The sequence below is a fragment of the Nocardia sp. NPDC057668 genome (assembly GCF_042799795.1).
Classification (GTDB): Bacteria; Actinomycetota; Actinomycetes; order Mycobacteriales; family Mycobacteriaceae; genus Nocardia.
In genome coordinates this window covers 402,121-423,755 of record NZ_JBHVIC010000002.1, presented here as the reverse complement: position 1 = coordinate 423,755, position 21,635 = coordinate 402,121, and the positions used below count along the sequence as shown (strand labels likewise).

Here is a 21,635-nt window from a genome sequence, read left to right as displayed (position 1 = left end):
CCGGTTTCGTCGATATTGGCGCTACCCGCGAATAACCCAGTCGAATGCCGCCGCTTCGGAGCGACTGCCTTCGGCCGTCCGGGAGCGATTCGGTTCGCCGAGTTCGGCCAGCAACTGTTCGGATATCGGCACCAGTCCCGCGAGCGATTCGGGCGTGAACCATTCCGGCCGCGTGGCGAAGAGCAGATCCTCGCTGGCGGTGTTGCCGGACGCCCCGGGCGCGAACGGGCAGCCGCCGAGCCCGCCGAGCGAGCCGTCCACCACGGCCGCACCGGCCGCGATGGCCGCCAGCGAGTTCGCCACGCCCATGCCCCACGTGTCGTGGCCGTGGAACACGATGCGGCGGTTGGCCGTACCCCAGCGCCCGGGCGCGGCCACCGCGGCGATCAGTGCCGAGACCTGCGCGGGATACGCCTGCCCCAGGGTGTCGGCGATGACGATGTCCGCCGAGCCCGCCGCGCGCTGGTCCCCGGCGATGGCCAGGACCCGGCGGGGATCGACCGGCCCGTCGAACGGGCAGGTGAAAGCCGTTGCCAGGCACAGCTGAATGCGCCCGCCCGCCTCCCGGGCGATGGCGACCGCGTCCGGCATGGCCGCCAGGCTGTCCTCGGTGCTGCGCCCGATATTGGCTTTGTTGTGCGCGTCCGAGACCGAGAAGCAGTACTGGAAATTGCGCACGCCCGCCGCCGCGGCCTTCTCCACATGACGCGGCGTGGCCACCCACACCCAGCAGCGCGCCAATTCCTCGGGCGTGAGCGCGGCGACCAGCTCGAGCGTATTGGCCATGGGCGGCACCAGATCCGGGCGCGCCATGGAGCCGATCTCCAATTCCGGAACGCCCAGCGCCAGCAGCCGGCGCACGATCTCGGCCTTGCGCGCGACCGGCAGTGTCTTTCCGGTGAGCTGCAGGCCGTCGCGCAGGGTCACATCGCGCAGGATCGCTTCCATCACAGTGCCTCCAGGGCGTCGATCTCGCTGTCGGACATGCCCAATAGTCCCGCGAGCACCTCGCGGGTGTGCGCACCCAGGTCCGGTCCGACGTTGCGAATGGGCAACGACCGCTCGCCGATGACCGGGACGATGCCGGTGAAACCGACCTGTTTCGGTTCGGGCTCACCCACGTCCACCGCGAAATCCTGAATCATATTGCGCGCCCGGTATTGTTCGTCGGCCACGATATCGGCGGCGGTGTAGATGGGTCCGCAGGGAATGGCGGCCGCCTCGAGCACCTCGAGCGCCTGCGCCGGGGTGCGGGTGCGGGTCCATTCCGCGATCGAGGCGTCCAGCCGATCGCGATTGCGCCACCGGCCCGCGTTGTCCTGCAATTCCGGATCGGCCGCGAGATCGGGCCGTTCGATGACCTGCATGTAGCGCTGGAAGATGGCGTCGCCGTTGCCACCGATGATGATGCTGTTGCCGTCGCTGCACGGGTAGGCGTTGCTGGGCGCGATGCCCTCCATGCGCCCGCCGACCCGCTCGCGGTTGATGCCGTACGCGAGGTAGTCCGGCACCAGCGATTCCATGACCGACAGAATGGACTCGTTCAACGCCACGTCGATCACGCGCTGCGCCAGCGGAACCGTCGCGTCCGCGCGCTCGCGCTGGAACAGCGCCATCACCGTGCCGAAGGCGGCGTAGATGCCGGCGATGGAGTCGCCGATGGACACGCCCACCCGTACCGGCGGCCGATCCGGATCGCCGACGAGTTCGCGCAGTCCGCCGACCGCCTCGGCGACCGCGGCGAAGCCCGGGCGCTGGGCGAGCGGTCCGGTCTGCCCGTACGCGGAGATGCGGGTGATGACCAGCTTCGGATTGGCGGCGTTGAGCACCTCGGGCCCCAGGCCCCATTTCTCCAGCATGCCGGGCCGGAAGTTCTCCAGCAGCACATCGCATTTCTCGATGAGCCCGAGCACGACCGCGCGCCCCGCCTCGGTGCGCAGGTCCAGGGTGATGGACTTCTTGTTGCGGTTCACCGTCCGGTACAGCATGGAGGTGTCGCCGCCGTAGAGTCGCCAATTGCGCAGCTCGTCACCGGTTTTGGGGCGCTCGACCTTGATGACCTCCGCCCCGAAATCCCCGAGAATCCGCCCCGCCGTCGGCGCGGCCACGTAATTGCCCAGTTCCAGAACCCGCACCCCGTCGAGCGGCCGAATCTCCATGGGGGACGAGTCTATTTGCCGCCGTTCCCGGACGAGCGAAAGGCCGGGGCGACGGCTGGTTGGGGCCGCCGTTCCCGGCCTTTCTCCCGCTCCGATTGTGATGTGCGCAAGAACATCACACTCGGGGCAGGCTCGTTTCAGGCCGCGCGCGGGGAGACCTGCTCGATGATGGAGTAGTGCTCGGCGTTGCCGCTGATGATGGTGCTGGGCTCGCCGTGCACGTCGACCGGGACATCGCCCGCGAGGGTGATGCGGGTCAGGCGGCGGGGCTCGCCGTCGTAGTCGTCGATGGCGTAGTGCTGGGTGGCCCGGTTGTCCCAGATGGCGACGTCGCCGTCCTGCCAGTTCCAGCGGGTGGTGTTCTCCAGCTTGATGACCCGGTTCTGCAGCAGCTGGAACAGGGCCTGGGACTCGGCGGCGGACAGGCCGACGAAGTTCTTCACGAAGTGGCCGAGCAGCAGGGCGCGCTCACCGGTGACCGGGTGCACGCGCACCACGGGGTGCTCGGTCTCGTAGTAGTCGGACTCGAACTCCTCGCGGTACGCCTTGCCGTTCGCGTTCGCCGCGGCGGTGTCGCTGCGGTCGGCGGCGTAGTCGTAGACATTGGTGTGCCGGGCGCGCAGGTTCTCCACCAGCACCTTGAGCGGTTCGGGCAGTGCCTCGTAGGCGGCCACGGTGGAGGCCCAGGTGGTGGAGCCGCCGTAGGAGGGCAGGTGCACCGCGCGCAGGATGGACGCCTTCGGAATGCGGTCCACGAAGCTGACGTCGGTGTGCCAGCTGTTGGCCCGGCCGTACTCGGAGTCGATGGGCAGCGACTTCACGCCCTTGGAGGTGACGGTCGGGTGCGGGGTGGTGGGGGAGCCCAGCAACTCGGCGAACTCGTACTGCCCGTCCTCGGTCAGATGATCCTGGCCGCGGAAGAAGATCACCTTGTGCTCGGCCAGCGCCGACTGGATGAGCTCGACCGTCTCGGGGGACAGGTCCGCGCCCAGGCGCACCCCGTCGATACGAGCGCCTATCTTGCTGCCGAGCTTCACCACGGTGGCGGTGGCGGTGGCGTAATCGACGGACATACAGGGCCTTTCGCTCGATCGGATGCTGTGTACGAGCACACCATCGAGGCCCCGCGCGAAACAGGATTAGGCGCAGCCGGATCGAAAGCGCGGCGACCGGACCGAAGAACCGGTAGGCCCGCCGCGCACGCGGTGATCGGGCTCAGCCGACCTGTTCCCGCAGGAAGGCCAGGTCGTCGGCCACGCCCTCGGACGGGGTCTCCAGCACGATCGGCGCGTCCACGGCCCGGCACACCTCGACCAGCAGTTGCGCGTCGATGGTGCCGTCGGCGAGATTGGCGTGCCGGTCCGCGCCGGAGTCGAAGGCGTCGCGCGAGGAGTTCAGGTGCACCAGGTCGATGCGGCCGGTGATGGCCTTGACGCGCTCCACGATGCCGAGCAGTTCTTCGCCGCCGGCCCAGGCGTGGCAGGTGTCCAGGCAGAAACCGGCCCCGAAATCGCCCACGGCGTCCCACAACCGGGCGATGTCGTCGAAATGCCGGGCCATGGCGTGATTTCCGCCGGCGGTGTTCTCGATGAGGATGGGCACGTCGAACCCGCCCTTGTCCTGCTGGCGTTCGAAGAGCTTGCGCCAGTTCAGGATTCCTTCGAGCATCTCCTCGTCCTTGCGCACGTGCCCGCCGTGCACGACCAGGCCGAACGCGCCGAGCTCGGCCGCAGCCTTGGCCTGCGCCGCCACCGCGTTGCGCGAGGGCATGCGCAGCCGGTTGTTCAGGCTGGCCACGTTGATCTGGTAGCTGGAGTGCACCACCACGTCGATCGGGCTGGCCTTGATCTCCGCGGCCAGTGGATGCGGCTGGGGTTTGTCCCAGCTCTGCGGATCCACCACGAACATCTGGATGACGTCGGCGCCCAGCTTCTCCCCGAATCCGATGGGATCGCCTTCGGTCCGAACATGTGCTCCTATGCGCATGTGGTACAGGCTATCGGTAGCCTCCGACAGCCCTGCACCGGGAGACGGCGGTCACGGTTGTTGCGCTTTCGCTGCCGGGGGAGATAGTTCGTTAGGACCGTGTTGCCGATCTCGGATCGACGGGGTGATTCAGCACGGTCCTGCTATGGTTTCGGTGTTTTCCGGATCGGCCCGAGTGCGATCATGCCGATCGTTTGCGGTACGCCGCGCGCTGGTGGGTCCCGGCGTGCGACGTGGGAAGTGAGAGCTGGTCATGCTGTCCAACGGCGACGTTTTCGCCGGTTATGTGATCGAGCGGCAGTTGGGCCGCGGGGGGATGGGTTCGGTCTACCTGGCCAAGCACCCGCGCCTGCCACGCATGACCGCGCTCAAGCTGCTGAACCGGGAGATGGTCTTCGACAAGGAGGTTCGCGCCCGCTTCGAGCGCGAGGCCGATCTGGTCGCCCAGCTGGACCACCACAACATCGTCACCGTGTACGACCGCGGGCTGGAAGACGGCCAGCTGTGGATCTCCATGCAGTACATCGACGGCGTCGACGCCGCGAGCGTGAATCCGCAGACCCTGCCGCCCGAGCGGGCGGTGCAGATCATCGCCGAGATGGGCGACGCGCTGGACTACGCGCACCGCAACGAGGTGCTGCACCGCGACGTGAAGCCCGCCAACATCCTGCTGGCGCGGTCCACCGGCGGCAAGGGCGAGCGCGTCTACCTCACCGACTTCGGCATCGCCCGCCTGCGCGACGATCACGGTCAGAACCTCACCCAGACCGGCACTTTCACCGCGACCCTGGCCTACGCCTCGCCCGAACAGCTCACCGGTTCGGTGCTCGACGGCCGCTCGGACCAGTACTCGCTCGCCTGCACGCTGTTCTGGCTGCTCACCGGCTCCGGCCCGTTCTCGGCCACCAATCCGGCCGCGGTCATCCAGGGCCACCTGCAGAATCCGCCGCCGCCGCTGAGCAGCGCCCGCCAGGGGCTGCCGCCGGCGCTGGACATGGTGCTGGGCAAGGCCATGGCCAAGCGCGCGGAGGAGCGTTTCGCCAGTTGCAGCGAGTTCGCCGCAGCGGCTCGCCGGGCGCTGTCCGCGCCCAGTGCGCCGGCCATGCCGCTGATCGGCCAGCGCACCGCGCCGCCCATGCCGGTCATGGGGCAGCAGTACACCGGCGGGGCCAATCCGATGGTCGCACCGACCACCGGCGGCCCGAGCCCGACCGCGTCCGGGCCCAATCACTTTCCGACGATGCTCAACAAGCCGACGTCGCAGCCGCAGCCGGTGGCCAACCCGTACACCGGCGGTCCGCAGCCGACCAATCAGTACACGGCCCCGGCCAACCAGTACACGGCTCCGGGCTACAACTTCGCCGGCACCGGCGGTGGCGTGCCGCCCGGCCCGCCGACCATGGGCGGCCCGATCGGCGGTCAGCGCCCCGGCGGGCAGCCGCCGAAGAAGTCCAACGCCGGGCTGATCGTCGGCGCGATCGTCGGCGCGATCGTGCTGGTCATCGGCGCGGTCGTGATCGGTGTGGCGCTCGGCGGCGGCAGCGACGAGGAGAATCGCGGCCTGACCACCGCGTCGGGAGTGTCCACCACCGCGAAGTCGAATCCCACCGGCAAGACGACGCCCTCGGCCAAGCCGACCACCACCGCGGCGGGCTCGAAGGGCGACGCCTCGGCGATCGCCGCGAAGTTCCCGCGCATGGTGCCCGCGTCCGAGACCGGGGACATCGGCTACAACGGCGCGGACTGCTGGGTGGCCGATCCGTCCAGCCCGCCGGACAAGTCCGACGGCGAGCCCGATTTCGGTGACTACGCGGTGCAGTGGCGCTGCTTCGGCGGCGGCGACAACAAGGATCCGTTCTACCGGTTCTACGTCTACAGCTCCCCGGCCAAGGCGCAGGCCGTGGTGAACGCGCTGTCCCCGGACAAGAAGTCCAGTGACAACAACGGCGGCAAGACCTACACCAACTACCAGTTCAGCGATCAGGATCGCCCGCGCATGGTCACCGCGTTCACCGGCGACAACGAGCGCGCGACCTTCCTGATGTACACCGACGGTGTGGTCGGCACCATGGACGAGGTGCTCACCTGGTGGCGGTCGGCGCCGCTGAACTGATCCGGGCGCGGAGCCGGGCCCGGATCATCGGGCCGCGGAACCGTCCCGGCCGAATCCGTCCCGGCCAATCCGTCCCGGCCACGGCCGATCCGGGCGGATTCCGGCACATCGGGCACGGCCTGTTGTCTGGGCCACGGCCCGGCCGGGGGAGGTTGTCGGGCCCGCCGCGCGCGCGTTAGGGTCCCGTTCGTAGTCAAGCGAAAGGGTCGGCGTGCTGCGCAGCGGGGAGAGGTTCGCCGGATACCTGATCGAGCGCGAACTCGGCCGGGGCGGAATGGGCGCGGTGTACCTGGCCCAGCATCCGCGGCTGCCGCGCCGGACCGCGCTCAAACTGCTGAACCGGGACCTGTTCGGCGATACCGAGACTCGCGCGCGCTTCGAGCGGGAGGCCGATCTGGTCGCCCGGCTCGAGCATCCGCACATCGTGCCGATCTACGACCGCGGCAGCGACGGGGACCAGCTGTGGATCTCCATGCGCTACATCGACGGCCCCGACGCCTCCACCCTGGATTCGGCGAAACTGGCTCCGGCCCAGGCGGTCCGGATCATCGCGGCCACCGCGCAGGCGCTGGACTACGCGCACCGCAAGGGCGTGCTGCACCGGGATGTGAAGCCCGCCAACATCCTGCTCGAGCACGACGACGGTGAGGACCGGGTCTTCCTGGCGGACTTCGGCATCGCGCGCCTGCGCGACGACTCCGCGGCCCGCCTCACCCAGACCGGTTCCTTCACCGCGACCCTGGCCTACGCCGCGCCCGAACAGCTGATCGGCAGCGACCTCGATCACCGCTGCGATCAATACTCGCTGGCCTGCACGCTGTTCCGGTTGCTGACCGGCGACGTCCCCTTCACCGCCGAACATCCGGTGGCGATCATGCAGGGCCACCTGAATCAGCCGCCGCCCCGGGTCAGCGCCCTGCGCGCGGGCCTGCCACCCGCCCTGGACGCGGTCCTGGCTCGTGCGATGGCGAAAAGCCCCGCGGACCGGTTCGATTCGTGCATCGAGTTCGCCACCGCCGCGCAGCGCGCGCTGGAGGGCGGTCGTCCGGGCAGCGGATTCGCGGGGGCGCCGCACGCGGGTCACGGTCTGCCCGGCACGGGGCCGGGGAACGGCAGGCCGGGTACCCCGCAGGCGGGCAACGGCCTGCCGGGCACTGGGCCGGGGAACGGCGCGCCGGGAACTCAGCACGCGGGCAACGGTGTTCCGGGCGCATCGCACCGGGCCAACGGCAACGGTCACGCGGGCAACGGTCACGCGGGCGGTGCTCACGCGGGCGGCGGGCACCCGCGTCCCGCCGCCGGATTCCAGGGGACGCCCGCGCCCGGGTTCGCGTCCGCGCAGCCGACCCCGCCGCCGCGCGGGGTGATCAGCGTGCCGTCCCAGCCCGTGGCGGCTCGTCCGGGAACCACGCCCTTCCCGGGGGCGGCTCGCCCGCAGGCGGGCGCCGGTGTGCCACCCGGTGGCGCCGCCTCCGGCCCGGCCCCCCGCCCCGCGACGCGTAAATTCGGCGCCTCGTCCGCCGCGATTCCGGTGCCGGACAACCGAACTCGCGCCGCCGGGACCGGTCCGTCCACACGTCTGCCCGGTGCGCGCCCGGGTCCGGGCTGGGGCAGGCAGCCGGTCAAGAAGCGCCGCAAGTCCCGCACGCGCGGCTGTCTGCTGTGGCTGCTGGTGCTCACGGTGGCGGTGCTGCTCCTGGTCGGTGGTTGCGTGGCCGCCGTGGATCGGTTTCTGCCCCTGCGCACCGGCACCACGCCGAGCACCGTCGTGCCGACCACCGAGTACGAAGCGCCGGCCGAGCCCACAAACGTATGGGAACCGACGTACGAAACGACCTCCGACGCGCCGTTGCCCGAGGGCAGTATTGTGCCCATACCCTGAGTTCACGCCCGATTTGTGAGGAGTCACTGAGGTTGCGGGTCTAGGGGGTATCCCGGATGGCGCGGCTCAGCAAAGGCCGACACACTGGACACCATGACTTCGAACGTCTCGGACTCCGTCACCCTCGACAAGGGCGCGGCAGAGGTCGCCGCCCGGGCGACCGAACTGACTAAGTTCTACGGATCAGGCGACACCCAGGTGCGTGCGCTGGACGGGGTGAGCGCCGAATTCGCGAAAGGGGAGTTCACCGCGATCATGGGCCCTTCGGGCTCCGGCAAATCAACGCTCATGCACTGTCTAGCCGGATTGGACGCCGCCACCGGCGGTACGGTCCACATCGGCGACACCGACCTCACCCGGCTCTCGGACAAGCAGATGACCCAGTTGCGCCGCGATCGCATCGGCTTCGTCTTCCAGGCGTTCAATCTGGTGCCGACCCTCACCGCGCTCGAGAACATCACCCTGCCGCTCGACATCGCCGGCCGCCAGGCCGACGAGAAGTGGCTCGCCAACGTCGTGGAGCGGCTCGGCCTGAAGGACCGCCTCAACCACCGGCCCAGCGAACTCTCCGGCGGCCAGCAGCAGCGCGTGGCCTGTGCCCGTGCGCTCGCGGGCCAGCCGGACATCATCTTCGGCGACGAGCCGACCGGCAACCTCGATTCCCGTTCCTCCGGTGAAGTGCTCTCCATCCTGCGCGCCGCCGTCGACGAATTCCGGCAGACCGTGGTAATCGTGACGCACGATCCGCGCGCGGCCTCCTACGCCGATCGCGTGGTCTTCCTCGCCGACGGCCATATCGTCGACGAATTGCGCTCGCCCACCGCCGATTCCGTGCTCGACAAGATGAAGTCGCTGGAGACCGTCTGATGCCCGGTAGTCCCATGCGCAAGGTTGCCCTGCGCAACCTCGCCGCGCACAAGGTGCGACTGTTGCTGACCCTGCTGTCGGTGGTGCTCGGAACCGCCTTCATCGCAGGCTCGTTCGTGTTCACCGACACCCTGCAGAGCAGCTTCGACGACATCTTCGCCAACCAGGCCAAGGGCGTCGACGTGCGCGTCGCGCCGAAGGAACGCCAGTCCCTGGGCATTCCGAACGAGGACGTCGACAAGATCGCGGCCATGCCGGACGTGCGCTCGGTCGCGCCCAGCGTGAACGGCCCCGTCGTGCTGTTGAAGGACGGCAAGGCGGTGCAGACCGGCGGCGCGCCCACCTTCGGCGCCTCGTATCTGCCGCCGGACAAGGCGATCGCCGAGCCGGACAAGTTCCTGCAGGGCGGGCCGCCGAGCAAGGCCGGTGAGATCGCCATCAACGGCGGCGGCGCGGACCGGGCCGGATTGCACGTGGGCGATCGGACCGTGGTGCTGATCCCGTCCAAGGGCAATATCGACGTCACGATCTCGGGCATCTACGACTTGCCCTCCAACACCGGCGGTTTCATCAACCTGCTCTTCGACGACGCCCAGGCGCGCGAACTGTTCACCGACGGGCAGCACGTCGCCTTCGTGGACATCGCCGCGAAACCGGGTGTGGCGGCGAACGATCTGCGTGACGAGATCGCCAAGACACTGCCGAACTACAAGGTGCAGAACGGCGATCAGGTTCGCGAGGACATGAAGAAGGAGGTCGGCGACGCCCTCAAGTTCATCAACTACTTCCTGCTGGCCTTCGGTTCGATCGCGCTCATCGTCGGCACCTTCATCATCTACAACACCTTCTCGATGCTGGTGGCCCAGCGGCTGCGCGAACTCGCGCTGCTGCGTGCCGTCGGCGCGAGCCGCGGGCAGGTCGGGCGCTCGGTGGTCGGCGAGGCGCTGGTCATCGGAATCATCGGCAGCGCACTGGGTCTGGCGGCGGGTGTCGGGCTCGCGTTCGGGCTCTCGGCCATGCTCAACGCCTTCGATCTGGGGCTGCCGACCGGCTCGATGTCGGTGCAGCCGCGCACGATCGTGGTCGGCCTGCTGGTCGGTGTGCTGGTGACCGTGGTCAGCGCCTACGCGCCCGCGCGCCGCGCCGCCACCATCCCGCCGGTGGAGGCCATGCGCGCGGAATTCAGTTCGCACGACGGCTCGTTGCGGATCCGCACCATCTCCGGCGCGGTGCTGGCCGCGGCCGGTGTGGCGCTGGTCGTGATCGGCGCCCAGAGCACCGGCGGCAACGCCGCCGCGACGGTCGGCGTCGGCGCGCTGGCCCTGATCCTCGCCGTGCTGCTGGCCTCGCCCGCGCTCTCGCGGCCGGTGGTCGGCGCGCTCGGCATCCTGGTGCGCCCCTTCGGCCCGGTCGGGCAGATGGCGCAGAACAACGCCCGCCGCAATCCCCGGCGCACGGCCGCAACGGCTTTCGCGCTCACCCTCGGACTCATGCTGGTCTCGGCCATCGGCATGCTCGGCGCGTCGGCCAAGGCGAGCATCACCGATCTCGTGGACAAGGGCGTGAAGGCGGACTACATTCTGGCCGGCCCGCCCGGCGGCATCATCGGCGTGCCACTGCCCGCCGGCGACGCGGTGAAATCCGTTCCGGGCGTGCAGGACGTGGTGGCCTTCCACGTGATGGCCGTCAAGATCGGCGACGATCAGGTGTTCGGCACCGTCGCCGAGGGCCCGCTGGACAATGTGCTCAGCTACGACCTGCTCGCGGGCACCCGCGCGCTGGGCGACAACGACATCCTGGTGTCGGAAACCGTTGCGGACGAACGCGGCTGGAAGGTGGGCCAGCAGGTCGAGCTGACCAGCCTGGACTTCAAGAAGTACCCGGTGACCGTCAGCGGCGTCTACAAGGACACCCAGCTGCTTGGGCCGCTGGTGGCCTCGACCTCGCTGTACAACCAGGTCATGCCGGTGAACTTCCGCAACAACTTCATCGTGCTGATGACCGCCGCGCCCGGCGCGGACCTGACCGCCATGCGCGCGAACCTGGAGAAATCCATGGAACCCTACGCGGTGGTTCAGGTTCAGGACCGCGATGATTTCAAGGGCGCGCAGGGCAAGCAGATCAACACCATGCTCGCCATCCTCTACGGACTGCTCGCGCTGGCGGTGGTGATCGCCGTCCTGGGCATCGTGAACACCCTGGCGCTGTCGGTGGTGGAACGCCGCCGGGAGATCGGCATGCTGCGCGCGGTGGGCATGCAACGCCCGCAGGTGCGGCGCACCATCTATCTGGAGTCCATGCTCATCGCGATCTTCGGCGCGGTGGTCGGTGTGGCGCTCGGGCTCGGGCTCGGCGTCGGATTCCTGCGCACGCTGCGCGATCTGGGCATCGCGCAGATCGCGGTGCCGTGGGGTCAGCTCGTGCTGATGCTGGTGGGCTCCGGCCTGGTCGGCGTGCTCGCGGCGCAGTGGCCCGCGATCCGGGCGGCGCGGACGCCCCCGCTGGCGGCCATCGCCGACATCTAGGGCGCGCGCCGGAGACGGTGCGGCACAGGGCAACAGGGCTCCGGCCGGTCACCTTCGGGTGACCGGCCGGAGTCGTTCCGGTACTGATCGGCGTGGCGGGCGGACGGGCCGTGCCGCCGTGCTCGGCGGAGACCGCCGGTCCGGCCTAGGGCCGGAACAGTTCTCCCGCACGGGGTCCGGGGCCGAGTGACTCGGCCGCGAGCGAGAGCGCGGATTCCGGCGCGATCGGGCCGAGCGAGCTGGACTTGCCGCTGTTCGCGATGATCGCGATCGCCACGATCACGATGATCAGCACCACCACGATGCCGCCGATGATCCAGCCGATCGGACTCAAATTCTGCTGCTGCGGTTGCCGGTACATCTGCTGCGACGGATTGCGCGGCGGCTGGCCGGCCTGGCCGTACGCGGGCACCGGGGCCTGATGCACGAAACCCTGATTGGCCGGGTTCTGATACGAGGGCGTGGCGATCGGCGGCTGGTTGGGGTACGCGGGCGCGGATCCGGACTGACTCGGGTACGCGGGGCCCGGTGTGGCCGTCTGGCTCGGATACGCCGGGGACGAACCGCCGCCCTGCTGCGGATACGCCGGCCCCGACTGCTGGTTCGGGTACGCCGCACCGGAATTGGGGACCGGATACGCCGGGCCGGATCCGGACTGCTTGGGGTACGCCGGGGTCGAGGGCGGCGGCTGGTTCGGGAACGCGGGCCGCGGGCCGGGACCCGGCTGCGGGCCGGGCGACTGCGGGCGCGGGGTGACCGGCGGCGCCGGTTTGACGACCGGCTGCGGGTGCACCGGGGTCGGCTGACGCGGCGGCGCGGGCGGATTGACGATCGGCTGCGGCCGCACGGGCGTCGGCGGGCGCGGGGGCGTGCGCGGAGCGGTGAGCACGCGCTCGATGGCCGCGGCGAATTCGGTGCAGGAGCGGAAGCGGTCCTGCGGGCGCTTGGCCAGTGCGCGGGCCAGGACACCGTCGATGGCGCGGGGTAGTTCCGGGCGCAGCGGGGTGGCGGGAGGCGGTGGCTGCTGCAGATGCCCGCGAATCACCGCCGCCGGGCTGGTGCCCTCGAACGGCACCGCGCCGGTGAGCAATTGGAACAGCGTGCAGGCCAGCGCGTACTGATCGGAGCGGCCGTCCAGGGTCGCCCCGGTGAGCTGTTCGGGGGAGGCGTAGGCCAGGGTCGCGGTCACGGTGCCGGTCTGGGTGAGATGGCCGGTGTCGTCGCGCAGGCGGGCGATGCCGAAATCGGTGAGGTAGACGCGTTCCCCGCCGGAACCGGACTTGGCCGAGGCTCGGGCCAGCAGAATATTGGCGGGCTTCACGTCGCGGTGCAGGACGCCGCGCCCGTGCGCGTAGTCCAGGGCCTTGGCCGTCTCGGTGATGATCTGCACGGCGCGCATGGGCGGCAGGTTCCCGGCCTTGACGGCGGCCGCGTTCACCCCGTCGACGAACTGCATGGAAATCCACAGCTGTTCGCCCTCGGTGCCGCGGTCGTAGACCGTGACGATGTTCGGATGGTCCAGCTGCGCCACCAGGTCCGCTTCCCGGACGAACCGGGCGCGAATCTCGGTGTCGGTGAACATCTCCTGATTGAGCAGTTTCAACGCCGTCTTCCGCGGCAACCGCGGATGCTGAGCCAGGTACACCGCGCCCATACCGCCGCGACCGAGCTCGCGTTCGATGACGTAACCGGCGAACACATCACCAGAGCGCAATGCCGAGCCCCCGTTTCCACGAGATAGATCCGGATGCGAGCCTACCTGTATCCAATTTGCCTCCGCTCCGCTCCGGCGGATCGCGGCCCCCTTGGCCCGGTTCTTCCCTCCCTCCGCTCCTCCGCTTCGCTCCCCCGCTCCACTCAGTCCAGAACCGGGCGGGCCGCGATCTTCGAGGGGAGGTCGGAGGGTGGGGCTGGTGTGGGGCTCTGCCTTGTGGCGATTTGGGGTGGGGTTGTTTGAGTGGGGTCAGGCGGGCTTTCCGGCGTTCTGGTTTGCCCAGGCCTGGATGTCGCCTCGGTCCAGGGCGACCGCCAGGAGGTCCGGGAAGCGGTCCGGGGTGCAGGCGAACGCGGGCACGCCCAGCGCGGACAGGGCCGCGGCGTTGTCGTGGTCGTAGGCCGGTGCGCCCTCGTCGGAGAGGGCCAGCAGCACCACGACCTGGACGCCCGCCTCCTTCATGGTTCGGATGCGGCGCAGCATCTCCGCGCGGACCCCGCCCTCGTACAGGTCGGAGATCAGCACGAACAGGCTGTCGGCGGGGCGGGTGATCAGCGACTGCGAATAGGCGATGGCGCGATTGATGTCGGTGCCGCCGCCGAGCTGGGTGCCGAACAGCACGTCCACCGGATCGGACAGCTGCTCGGTGAGGTCCACGACCGCGGTGTCGAAGACCACCAGCGACGTCTTCAGCGACCGCATGGACGCCAGCACCGCGCCGAACACCGAGGCGTACACCACGCTGGAGGCCATCGAACCGGACTGGTCGATGGCCAGCACCACATCGCGCTTGACCGCCTGGGCCTTGCGGCCGTAGCCGACCAGCCGCTCGGGCACCACCGTGCGGTGCTCGGGCAGATAGTTGGCCAGATTCTTGCGAATCGTGCGGTCCCAGTCGATATCCCGCAGTTTGGGCCGCGACACCCGGGCCGCGCGGTTGAGCGCGCCGCCGACGGCCGCGATGGTCTGCGCGGCCAGCCGGCGTTCGATCTCGCGCACGACCTGCTCCACGACGGCGCGCGCGGTGGCCTTGGTGGTCTCGGGCATGACCCGGTTCAGGCTCAGCAGCGTGCCGACCAGGTGCACGTCCGGCTCCACCGCCTCGAGCAGTTCGGGTTCGAGCAGCAGTTCGGTCAGGTTCAGCCGATCCACCGCGTCGCGCTGCATGACCTCCACGACCGTCGACGGGAAATACCGCCGAATGTCGCCCAGCCACCGCGCGACCTGTGGCGCGGAACCGCCCAGCCCACCCGAGCGCCGTCCGCTCCCGCCCTGCCCGCCCCCGTCGTACAGCGCTCCCAGCGCCCGGTCCATGGCCTGGTCCGCGGCTGCCCCGAGCTCGCCCATCCCGCCGCCCTCGGCGGGCGCCCCCAGCACCAGCCGCCACCGCCGCGCCTGCGCTTCGTCCACTTCGGTCATGACATCACTCCGGTTCTCGTGGTGGACAGCGGTGTGCGCTCCGGCGCGCCGATCGGATACTCGCGCCCGATCATCCGGTGAGCCCGAGAATCGCGGCGGCCGCGTGCAGGGCGAGTTCGCCTCGCGCGGTGTCGTATTCGGTGACGGTCGGCGACATCGTGGCGGCGCCGGTGTGGCGCACCGCCTGGGCGATGGCCTGGCGTTCACCGGAATCGAACCCGCCGAACGTGCGCCGCAGCAGCGGCAGGGTGGCGACGAACTGCTCCTCGTCCAGCCCGCACAGCCAGGTGTCGATGAGCGACAGCAGGTTTCGGTCGTGCACCAGCAGCAACCCGCGACCGCCCAGGAAGCCGTCGATCCAGGCGGCCTTGTCGGCGGCGGTGTGGCCCACCGACAGCGCGGCCGAGAGCCGGCGCGCGGAGTCGGCGGCGTCGATGATCTCGGCGTCGCAGAGCAGGCGCACCGCGCGGCCGATGAGACCGCCGTGAATGTCCGTGCGATCGGCCACCCCGCGCAGCGCGGTGAGCCAGGACCGGGTGGCCCAGTCGTCGTTCCGCGCCGACAGTGCCTGGTGCACACCGTCCATCAGCGCGCGCAGCGCGGCGGCGGAGTCGGCGTCCAAGCCGGTGACCGCGCTCGGCAGCCCCGCGCACACCCGCACCAGCAGCCCGTCCGCGACCCGGGCGAGGGCGGCGGTGTCGGTGCCGCGCACATCCCCGTAGCGCAGCGTGCGCAGCAGCCCGGGCAGCGCCGCCAGCAGATGCGTGACGTCGTGATCCAGTGCCGCAACGCTTTCCAGCCGGGTGATGAGCCCGTCTGTGGCCCCGCCCAGATCGGCGAGCAGCGCCGCCTCCAGCGCGTTCGCCACCTGCCCGACCGTCGCGTCCGGGGCCGCGACCGTGTCGAGGATCTTGGCCTCGGCGGCGGTGCGCAGTGTGGTGCCCCAGCGCGCGGCCTCCACGATCGAGATGGCGAGTTCGGGCCGCCATTGCAGCACCCAGGTCTCCCGGAAGGTGCCGGTGGCGCGCACCTGACTGTCGGTCAGCCGCCCCCACCCGATCCCCAGCAGCCGCAGCTGGTGCAGTAGGCGGGATTTCGCGAGGCCCTGATCGGTCCGCAGATCCAGATCCACGGTCCGCTCCAGCGCCTGCTGTTTCATGCGCAGCGTCTTGATCCGCGCCCGCAGATCGGCCTCGAGCGGCACCGTCGGCGTCCCGTCGGGCACCGCGCCCAGCGCCTCCCCGACCACCAGTTCGGTGCTCACCAGCCGCAGCAGCACTTCGTCACCGTCACACAGCACGGCCCGCGTGGCCTCGGTGACCTCGGACAATCCGGCCAGCGGCCGCCCGCGCAGCGTCGCCAGGGTCTCGGCCAGCCGCACCGCCTCGATGATGTGCGCGCTCGACACCGGCAGGTCATGGGTGCGCAGCATCCCCGCCACCCGCGTCAGCCACCGTGCGATCGGCTGCTCGGTGACGGTGAACAGATGGTGATACCACCCCGGCGAGGTGATCCCCGCGCCGTACCCCGAGGAACTGGACAGCCGGGAATGCGTCCACGGCACCCACGTCAGCGTCGCCTTCCCCTTGGGCAACCCCTTGAGCACCCGCGCGTCCGACGCCGCCGGCCCGAGCTTGCCCTCCAGCGCGGGCGCGTGCCACGCCCCGCACACGACGGCGAGTCGAACGGCGCCGTCCTTCAACGCCTTCCGCATGACCTGCCGCATGTACGCCTCGCGCACCAGCGTGTGCGCGTCGACCACGATCCGGGCCGGTGCGGGTGCGGGTGCGGGATCGCTCGGGTCGAAGCCGACGGCCGATCCCGGAGCGCCGGTTCCGCCTCCGAACGCCGGATCGGCGGAAATCGGAGCGGAAGGGGGCTTCTCACCGGCCGGCGAGATCTTCCCGGGCGTCGCCGCGCCGGTCGGGAGCACAGTGGAGTCCCCGCTCGCGGCAGCGGACTCGCCACCTTGGGTGGTGGATTCGCCTCCCGCAGTAGCAGATTCGCCCGCGGTCGCGGGCTTTCCCGCGGTGGACTCGGCTCCCGCCGATGAGGTTTCGCCTGCGGCCGAAGCGCCTGCCGCCCGCTCGCCCTCTTCCGGAGTGGTGCCCGCATCCCGTGGCCCACTCTCGCGGGCGGCGGGCTCTCCTTCCACTCCGAGTTGCTCGGCGTGCTCGCGCAGCGCCGCCATGGCCTCGTTCACCGCCGGGAAGATGTCGGCGTCCGTGGCGGATTCGACGATCGCGTCCCACCAGCGCTCGGCGTCGTCGTATCCGCCCGCCTCGGCGAGCAGCGCCAGCGGGTCGCCCGTCGCGCCCACCTCCTGGTCCATGGCCAGTACGGTGGCGGCCGGGAGATCGCAGAACCCCACGCGCACACCGTTCTCGGCGGCGTAGCTCATGGCCTGCCATTCCGGGGAGAACTCGGCGAACGGCCACATCGCGGCCTTGGCCGGTTCGTCGGGGCGGTAGCCGAGCAGCGCGACCGGGGGTTCCATGCCGTCGGCGGCGACGAAACCCAGCAGCGGGTCGGCGTCGGCCGGACCCTCGATCAGAATCACGTCCGGCCGGAACCGGTTCAGCGCCAAGCGCAGCGAACGCGCCGACCCCGGACCGTGATGGCGGATACCGAACACCCGGGTCTCGGGCTCCGGGCGGGCCGCGCCGCCGGAATCGTTCGACTTCGTCTGCCGCGCAGGGGATACGGAGTCCGCGAGCTCGGCCTGCCGCGCCGCGGAGCCGGACTCCGGAACCGCGGGCCCGGCGCCGTCGTCGGCGCGCATCAGCTCACCTCACGCGCGGCGCGGTAGAAGTCGGCCCAGTCCGGGCGCTGGCGCACAACGGCTTCCAGGTACTCGGTCCACACCATGCCGTCGGTGACGGGATCCTTGATGACCGCGCCCAGCACCGCGCCGGCCACATCGCCCGCGCGCAGCACCCCGTCGCCGAAATGCGCGGCCAGCGCCAGCCCGTTGGTGATCACCGAGATCGCCTCGGCGGTCGACAGCGTGCTGGAGGGCGACTTGAGCTTGGTCCGGCCGTCCGCGGTCAAGCCCGAGCGCAGTTCGCGGAAGATGCGCACCACCCGGCGCACCTCCTCGGCCGCCGCGGGCACGGCGGGCAATTCCAGTGCGGCGCCGAGCTGTTCGACCCGGCGGGTGACGATGTCGACCTCCTCGTCCTCACCGGCCGGCAGCGGCAGCACCACGGTGTTGAAGCGCCGGCGCAGCGCGGAGGACAGCTCGTTCACGCCGCGGTCCCGATCGTTGGCCGTGGCGATGAGATTGAAGCCCTTGGCCGCCTGCACCTCCGAACCCAGCTCCGGCACCGGCAGTGTCTTCTCCGACAGCACGGTGATGAGCGCGTCCTGCACGTCCGACGGAATACGGGTCAGCTCCTCGAGCCGCGCGATCGACCCGGCCCGCATGGCGGTCATGATGGGCGAGGGCACCAGCGCGGCCTCGCTCGGCCCCTCCGCGAGCAGGCGGGCGTAGTTCCAGCCGTAGCGGATCGCCTCCTCCGCGGTGCCGGAGGTGCCCTGCACCAGCAGCGTGGACCGGCCGGAGACGGCCGCCGCGAGATGCTCGGACACCCAGGTCTTGGCGGTGCCGGGCACGCCGATCAGCAGCAGCGCGCGATCGGTGGCCAGGGTGGAGACCGCGACCTCCATGAGCCGGCGCGGTCCCACGTACTTGGGCGAGATGACCGTGCCGTCCGGCAGCGCGCCGCCCAGCAGATAGGTCACCACCGCCCACGGCGAGAGCTGCCACGACGGCGGGCGCGGGCGATCGTCGGCGGCGGCGAGCGCGGCCAGCTCGCCGGCGAAAGCCTGCTCGGCGTGCGGGCGCAACAGAGTGGCGGACTCGCCGTGCCCGGTGGTGCGAACGTCGGAAGTGGTCACTGCAGCTCCTCGAGCATCGTCTTGCGTTGAATCAGGTCGTGGGCGAGCTGGTCGAAAGCCTGCTCCCAGTAGGGATCTCCGCAGCGCCGGGCGATCCCGGACACCATGTCCGCGCCGGTCACCGGGAAATGCGCGGAGGACGCGCGGAACAGCGTGCGATAGGAACCCGGCACCAGCGAGGGCGCGCCCGGCCGATCGGCGGACAGCTGCGCGCGTTCGAGCAGCAGGCGCAGCACGTGCTCGGCCATCGGGGCGGGCCACGGGTGCGGCACCGCGCGCAGCAGCGATTCGATCTCGGCCAGCCAGCTGCTGTCCAGGCGGCGCAGATGCCGGATCTGATCGTCCAGCGGTTGCAGGGCGAAGAGCTCACGCAGCTTCTCGCTGTCGGACTCGCCCGCCTCCTGCGCCGCGAACGCCCCGAACAGCGCCTTGGCCCACGCCGAATCCCGTTGCGCCAGCGTGGCATCGGACCAGCCCGCGAACATGGGCCCGCGCATGCCCTGCGACATGGCCACCCGCACCGCCTGTTCCGGCGATCCCAGCACCCGCTCCCAATGCCGCAGCGGCGTGCCGGCCACCACCCGGTGCAGCCATTCCGCGGCGAGATCCGGTGCGCCCTCCGCCCGATAGGCGGTGTAGCCGTAGGAATCTCCCACGCCGTCCCGGCGCGCGGCCTCATCGAGCACGCCCGGACCGGTCGTGGTCAGCACCGGCTGCCGCAGGCGCGGCCCGAAGCTCAGCCACGCGCCCGCCCGTTCGGCCATCCGCCCCGCGAAGGTGGAATCGGGCAACCGCCCCAGCAGATCCGCCGCCGTCCGCCGCACCTCGGCGCGCCGGTCGTCGAGGGCGGTCTCGAGCATCGCCTCGTCGCCGAGCCCGAGACCGTCCGCGAGCACCAGCAGCAATTCGGCCTTGCCCGGCCCGGATTCGGTGCCCCAGGACCCGGCCAGTGCCGCCAGCGCCGCGTGCCGATCGCGAGCGCGCAACTGCGCCAGCCACAGTCGGCGCTCGGCGGGCCGCCCGTGCGACCACACCGACTCGTCGTCGACGGGCGCCCGCACCAGCGACCGCCACCCCGGATGCTGCGCGGCCAGCCACCGCCCCCGCGCCCCGGCCAGCGCCAGCAGCGATTCGCGGTGCACCGACAGCGATTTCGCCCGATCCAGCAGCAGGCTGCACAGCTCGTCGGGCGCCCGGAAGTCATGGGTGGCGGCCGCCGCGAACCATTCGTCCAGGAACGGCGAGTTCTCCCCGAGCAGCTCCGCCAGATGCGCCCCAGCACCCCGGGGCAAGAGCAGTCGATCATCGTCCTGCGCCGGATCCGGCTGCTTCACCGCACCCGCGGTGACCGCGCCGCGCGCGAAACAATCCTGCAGTGCAATGGTTTCCAGCAGCAGCGCGGCGGGTTCACCCGTCAGCCGCGCGCTCAGCGCCGCCACCGGCGCCGGCAGCGCACCCCCGCCCGCCTGCCGCCGCGCCGTCCCCACCAGCGCGGCCGACACGAGTTCGGTCATCGCCGAATCGCCGCGCCCCGCGGAGACCCCCGCCGAACTCCGCTCCGCGACAGCGACATCGGTGACGATCCCGGTGTGCAGGGCGGCCACGGGAATCAGCCCGCCCGCCGACCATTCCCCGACGACGGTCACCGGATGTCCGCCGGACAATCCCAGCAGCTTCCACGGCTCCCCGTCACCGGGTGCGATCGGCACCGCCGCCCCGTCGGATTCGACCACGTACCAGCCGCTCTCGTCCCGCACCGGCACGACCTCGGCCAGCAGCACGGGCCACGACCGCAGGAAGGGATCGGCCCCGATCGCCGCCGCGTACTCGAGCAGCGCCGCGGCGATATTCCCCGGCCGGTCGCCGGGCACAGCTCGGGTACTTCCATCGGTGGCGGCCGTCCGCGAGCGGGGAACCATCGCGTGGACAGACCCCGCGGCGGACGCGGATTCCGCCTCGTCCCGGACACCGCCGCGGCCGGACTCGGCGTCGATCGCCGCGCCCGGATCCGTTGCCGCCGAGCTGTTTCGCGCAATCGGCAGTCGCGGGATCGTGGTGAAGGGTTCGGGAGCGGCGTGGCGGGCGCCCCACAGCGCGCGCAGGGGAGCGGCGCTCGGATAGAAGTGCAGCTCCGCGTCCACCTGGAAGCCCGGCAGCGGGGTGTCCGGTGGAAAACTCGGGCTGCCGTGATGGTGATCGATCAGCAGCGCCCAGCGGCCGGTCTCGCGCCCGCGCAACCAGATTCGGCGGGTGTAGAGCGCTTCGTCGGAGGTGACGTGCTGTCCGAGCACCAGCCAGCGGTCCCGCACGGCGGGTTCGGTGTGCACGGATTCGGCGGGAACCTGGTAGCCGATATGGGCGCGCACGCTGGCGCGCAGCGACGGCTCGAGCTCGTCCGAACGCGCGTGCGCGGCGGAGAGCAGATGCAGGCGGGCGTACTCGCGCAGCAGAACCTGCGGCCAGTCCGCGCCGGTCGCGGCGCGCGGCAGATGCCGCAGCGTGGCCGCGACGCCGGGGGCCTGCGCGTCGACCATGCGGGCGGCGACGGTTTCGAAGGCGAGCGCGGAGCGGTCGGTCTGCGCGAGCCCGGTCCGCACCTGATCGGTGAGCCAGATGTCGAGGTCGGCGAGCCCGGCCGCCACCCGAGCCCGCCGCTGATCGGCGCTCGCCCCGCCGTCACGAGCCGGCGCGGCGCCGGTCGGCCGCGCGGCGGGCGCGGCCTTCTTCGCCTCGCGCGCCGCCCGCCCCGCCAGCCATTCCGCCGCGAAATCGGCCGGCGCCCCGGTAGCCGGAACATTGCCCTCGGCCCAGGAAAGCAGCAGTGAGAGAGCGTGTTTGCACGGGAACTTCCGGCTCGGGCACGAGCATTTGTACGCGGGCCCCGAGGTGTCGATCACGGTCTGATACGGGCGACTGCCGCTGCCCGCGCACAGCCCCCACAGCGCGTCCCCGTGCGCTCCGCTACCGCTCCACTTGCCCCGCAGCTTGCGCGCCGCGGTGAGCGACGCCGCGTCGGGCGCCAGCGCCGCGATCTGCTCGGCGGTCCAGGCGGTGGTCATCGTGCCCCCTT

Annotated in this window: 13 protein-coding genes; 4 read left to right on the top strand and 9 right to left on the bottom strand. The window is 70.9% G+C overall.

Going from position 1 to position 21,635, the window contains the following annotated elements; translation table 11 throughout:
• Nucleotides 1-21 precede the first annotated feature (21 nt).
• From ACFVBH_RS14785 to ACFVBH_RS14770, 4 genes are all read right to left on the bottom strand, one after another.
• Complete coding sequence (locus tag ACFVBH_RS14785) at nt 22-948, bottom strand: hydroxymethylglutaryl-CoA lyase (protein WP_354991205.1); 927 nt, start codon at nt 946-948, stop codon at nt 22-24.
• The gene (locus ACFVBH_RS14780) at nt 948-2,159 is read right to left on the bottom strand and encodes a CaiB/BaiF CoA transferase family protein (RefSeq protein ID WP_379002073.1); all 1,212 of its coding nucleotides are present in this window, start codon (nt 2,157-2,159) and stop codon (nt 948-950) included. Before ACFVBH_RS14780 ends, ACFVBH_RS14785 begins: the two co-directional genes overlap by 1 nt.
• A 137-nt stretch (nt 2,160-2,296) precedes the next feature.
• Complete coding sequence (locus tag ACFVBH_RS14775; RefSeq protein ID WP_379002072.1) at nt 2,297-3,232, bottom strand: TauD/TfdA dioxygenase family protein; 936 nt, start codon at nt 3,230-3,232, stop codon at nt 2,297-2,299.
• A 142-nt stretch (nt 3,233-3,374) separates the two neighbouring features.
• Entirely contained in the window at nt 3,375-4,145 is a 771-nt protein-coding gene (locus tag ACFVBH_RS14770) for a deoxyribonuclease IV (protein ID WP_354991200.1), read from the bottom strand.
• Between the two features lie 253 nt (nt 4,146-4,398).
• On the opposite strand from ACFVBH_RS14770, the gene ACFVBH_RS14765 reads away from it, so the two are divergent.
• The 4 genes from ACFVBH_RS14765 to ACFVBH_RS14750 all read left to right on the top strand — a co-directional run bounded on the left by ACFVBH_RS14765 (nt 4,399) and on the right by ACFVBH_RS14750 (nt 11,532).
• A complete protein-coding gene (locus tag ACFVBH_RS14765) occupies nt 4,399-6,258 on the top strand; it encodes a protein kinase (RefSeq protein ID WP_354991201.1) in 1,860 nt (619 codons plus the stop codon).
• Nucleotides 6,259-6,469: 211 nt separating this feature from the next.
• Nucleotides 6,470-8,140 (top strand): protein kinase, encoded by a 1,671-nt coding sequence (locus ACFVBH_RS14760; protein WP_379002071.1) that lies wholly within the window; start codon nt 6,470-6,472, stop codon nt 8,138-8,140.
• Between the two features lie 93 nt (nt 8,141-8,233).
• Nucleotides 8,234-9,007, top strand: a complete 774-nt coding sequence (locus ACFVBH_RS14755) for an ABC transporter ATP-binding protein (protein WP_354991203.1) — start codon at nt 8,234-8,236, stop codon at nt 9,005-9,007.
• 14 nt (nt 9,008-9,021) lie between these two features.
• Nucleotides 9,022-11,532 carry an ABC transporter permease gene (locus ACFVBH_RS14750; RefSeq protein ID WP_379002070.1) on the top strand — a complete coding sequence of 837 codons (2,511 nt, stop codon included), beginning with the start codon at nt 9,022-9,024 and terminating at the stop codon, nt 11,530-11,532.
• Nucleotides 11,533-11,677: 145 nt separating this feature from the next.
• Here the strand turns inward: ACFVBH_RS14750 and ACFVBH_RS14745 are convergent, their stop codons facing one another.
• The 5 genes from ACFVBH_RS14745 to ACFVBH_RS14725 all read right to left on the bottom strand — a co-directional run bounded on the left by ACFVBH_RS14745 (nt 11,678) and on the right by ACFVBH_RS14725 (nt 21,624).
• Entirely contained in the window at nt 11,678-13,246 is a 1,569-nt protein-coding gene (locus ACFVBH_RS14745) for a protein kinase (protein ID WP_379002068.1), read from the bottom strand.
• A 249-nt stretch (nt 13,247-13,495) separates the two neighbouring features.
• Nucleotides 13,496-14,665 (bottom strand): VWA domain-containing protein, encoded by a 1,170-nt coding sequence (locus tag ACFVBH_RS14740; RefSeq protein ID WP_379002067.1) that lies wholly within the window; start codon nt 14,663-14,665, stop codon nt 13,496-13,498.
• 70 nt (nt 14,666-14,735) lie between these two features.
• Nucleotides 14,736-17,447, bottom strand: a complete 2,712-nt coding sequence (locus ACFVBH_RS14735) for a DUF5682 family protein (RefSeq protein WP_379002066.1) — start codon at nt 17,445-17,447, stop codon at nt 14,736-14,738.
• Nucleotides 17,447-18,565 (bottom strand): AAA family ATPase, encoded by a 1,119-nt coding sequence (locus tag ACFVBH_RS14730; protein WP_379002065.1) that lies wholly within the window; start codon nt 18,563-18,565, stop codon nt 17,447-17,449. Before ACFVBH_RS14730 ends, ACFVBH_RS14735 begins: the two co-directional genes overlap by 1 nt.
• Entirely contained in the window at nt 18,562-21,624 is a 3,063-nt protein-coding gene (locus ACFVBH_RS14725) for a DUF5691 domain-containing protein (RefSeq protein WP_379002064.1), read from the bottom strand. The genes ACFVBH_RS14730 and ACFVBH_RS14725 overlap by 4 nt, the downstream gene beginning before the upstream one ends.
• Between the last annotated feature and the right edge of the window lie 11 nt (nt 21,625-21,635).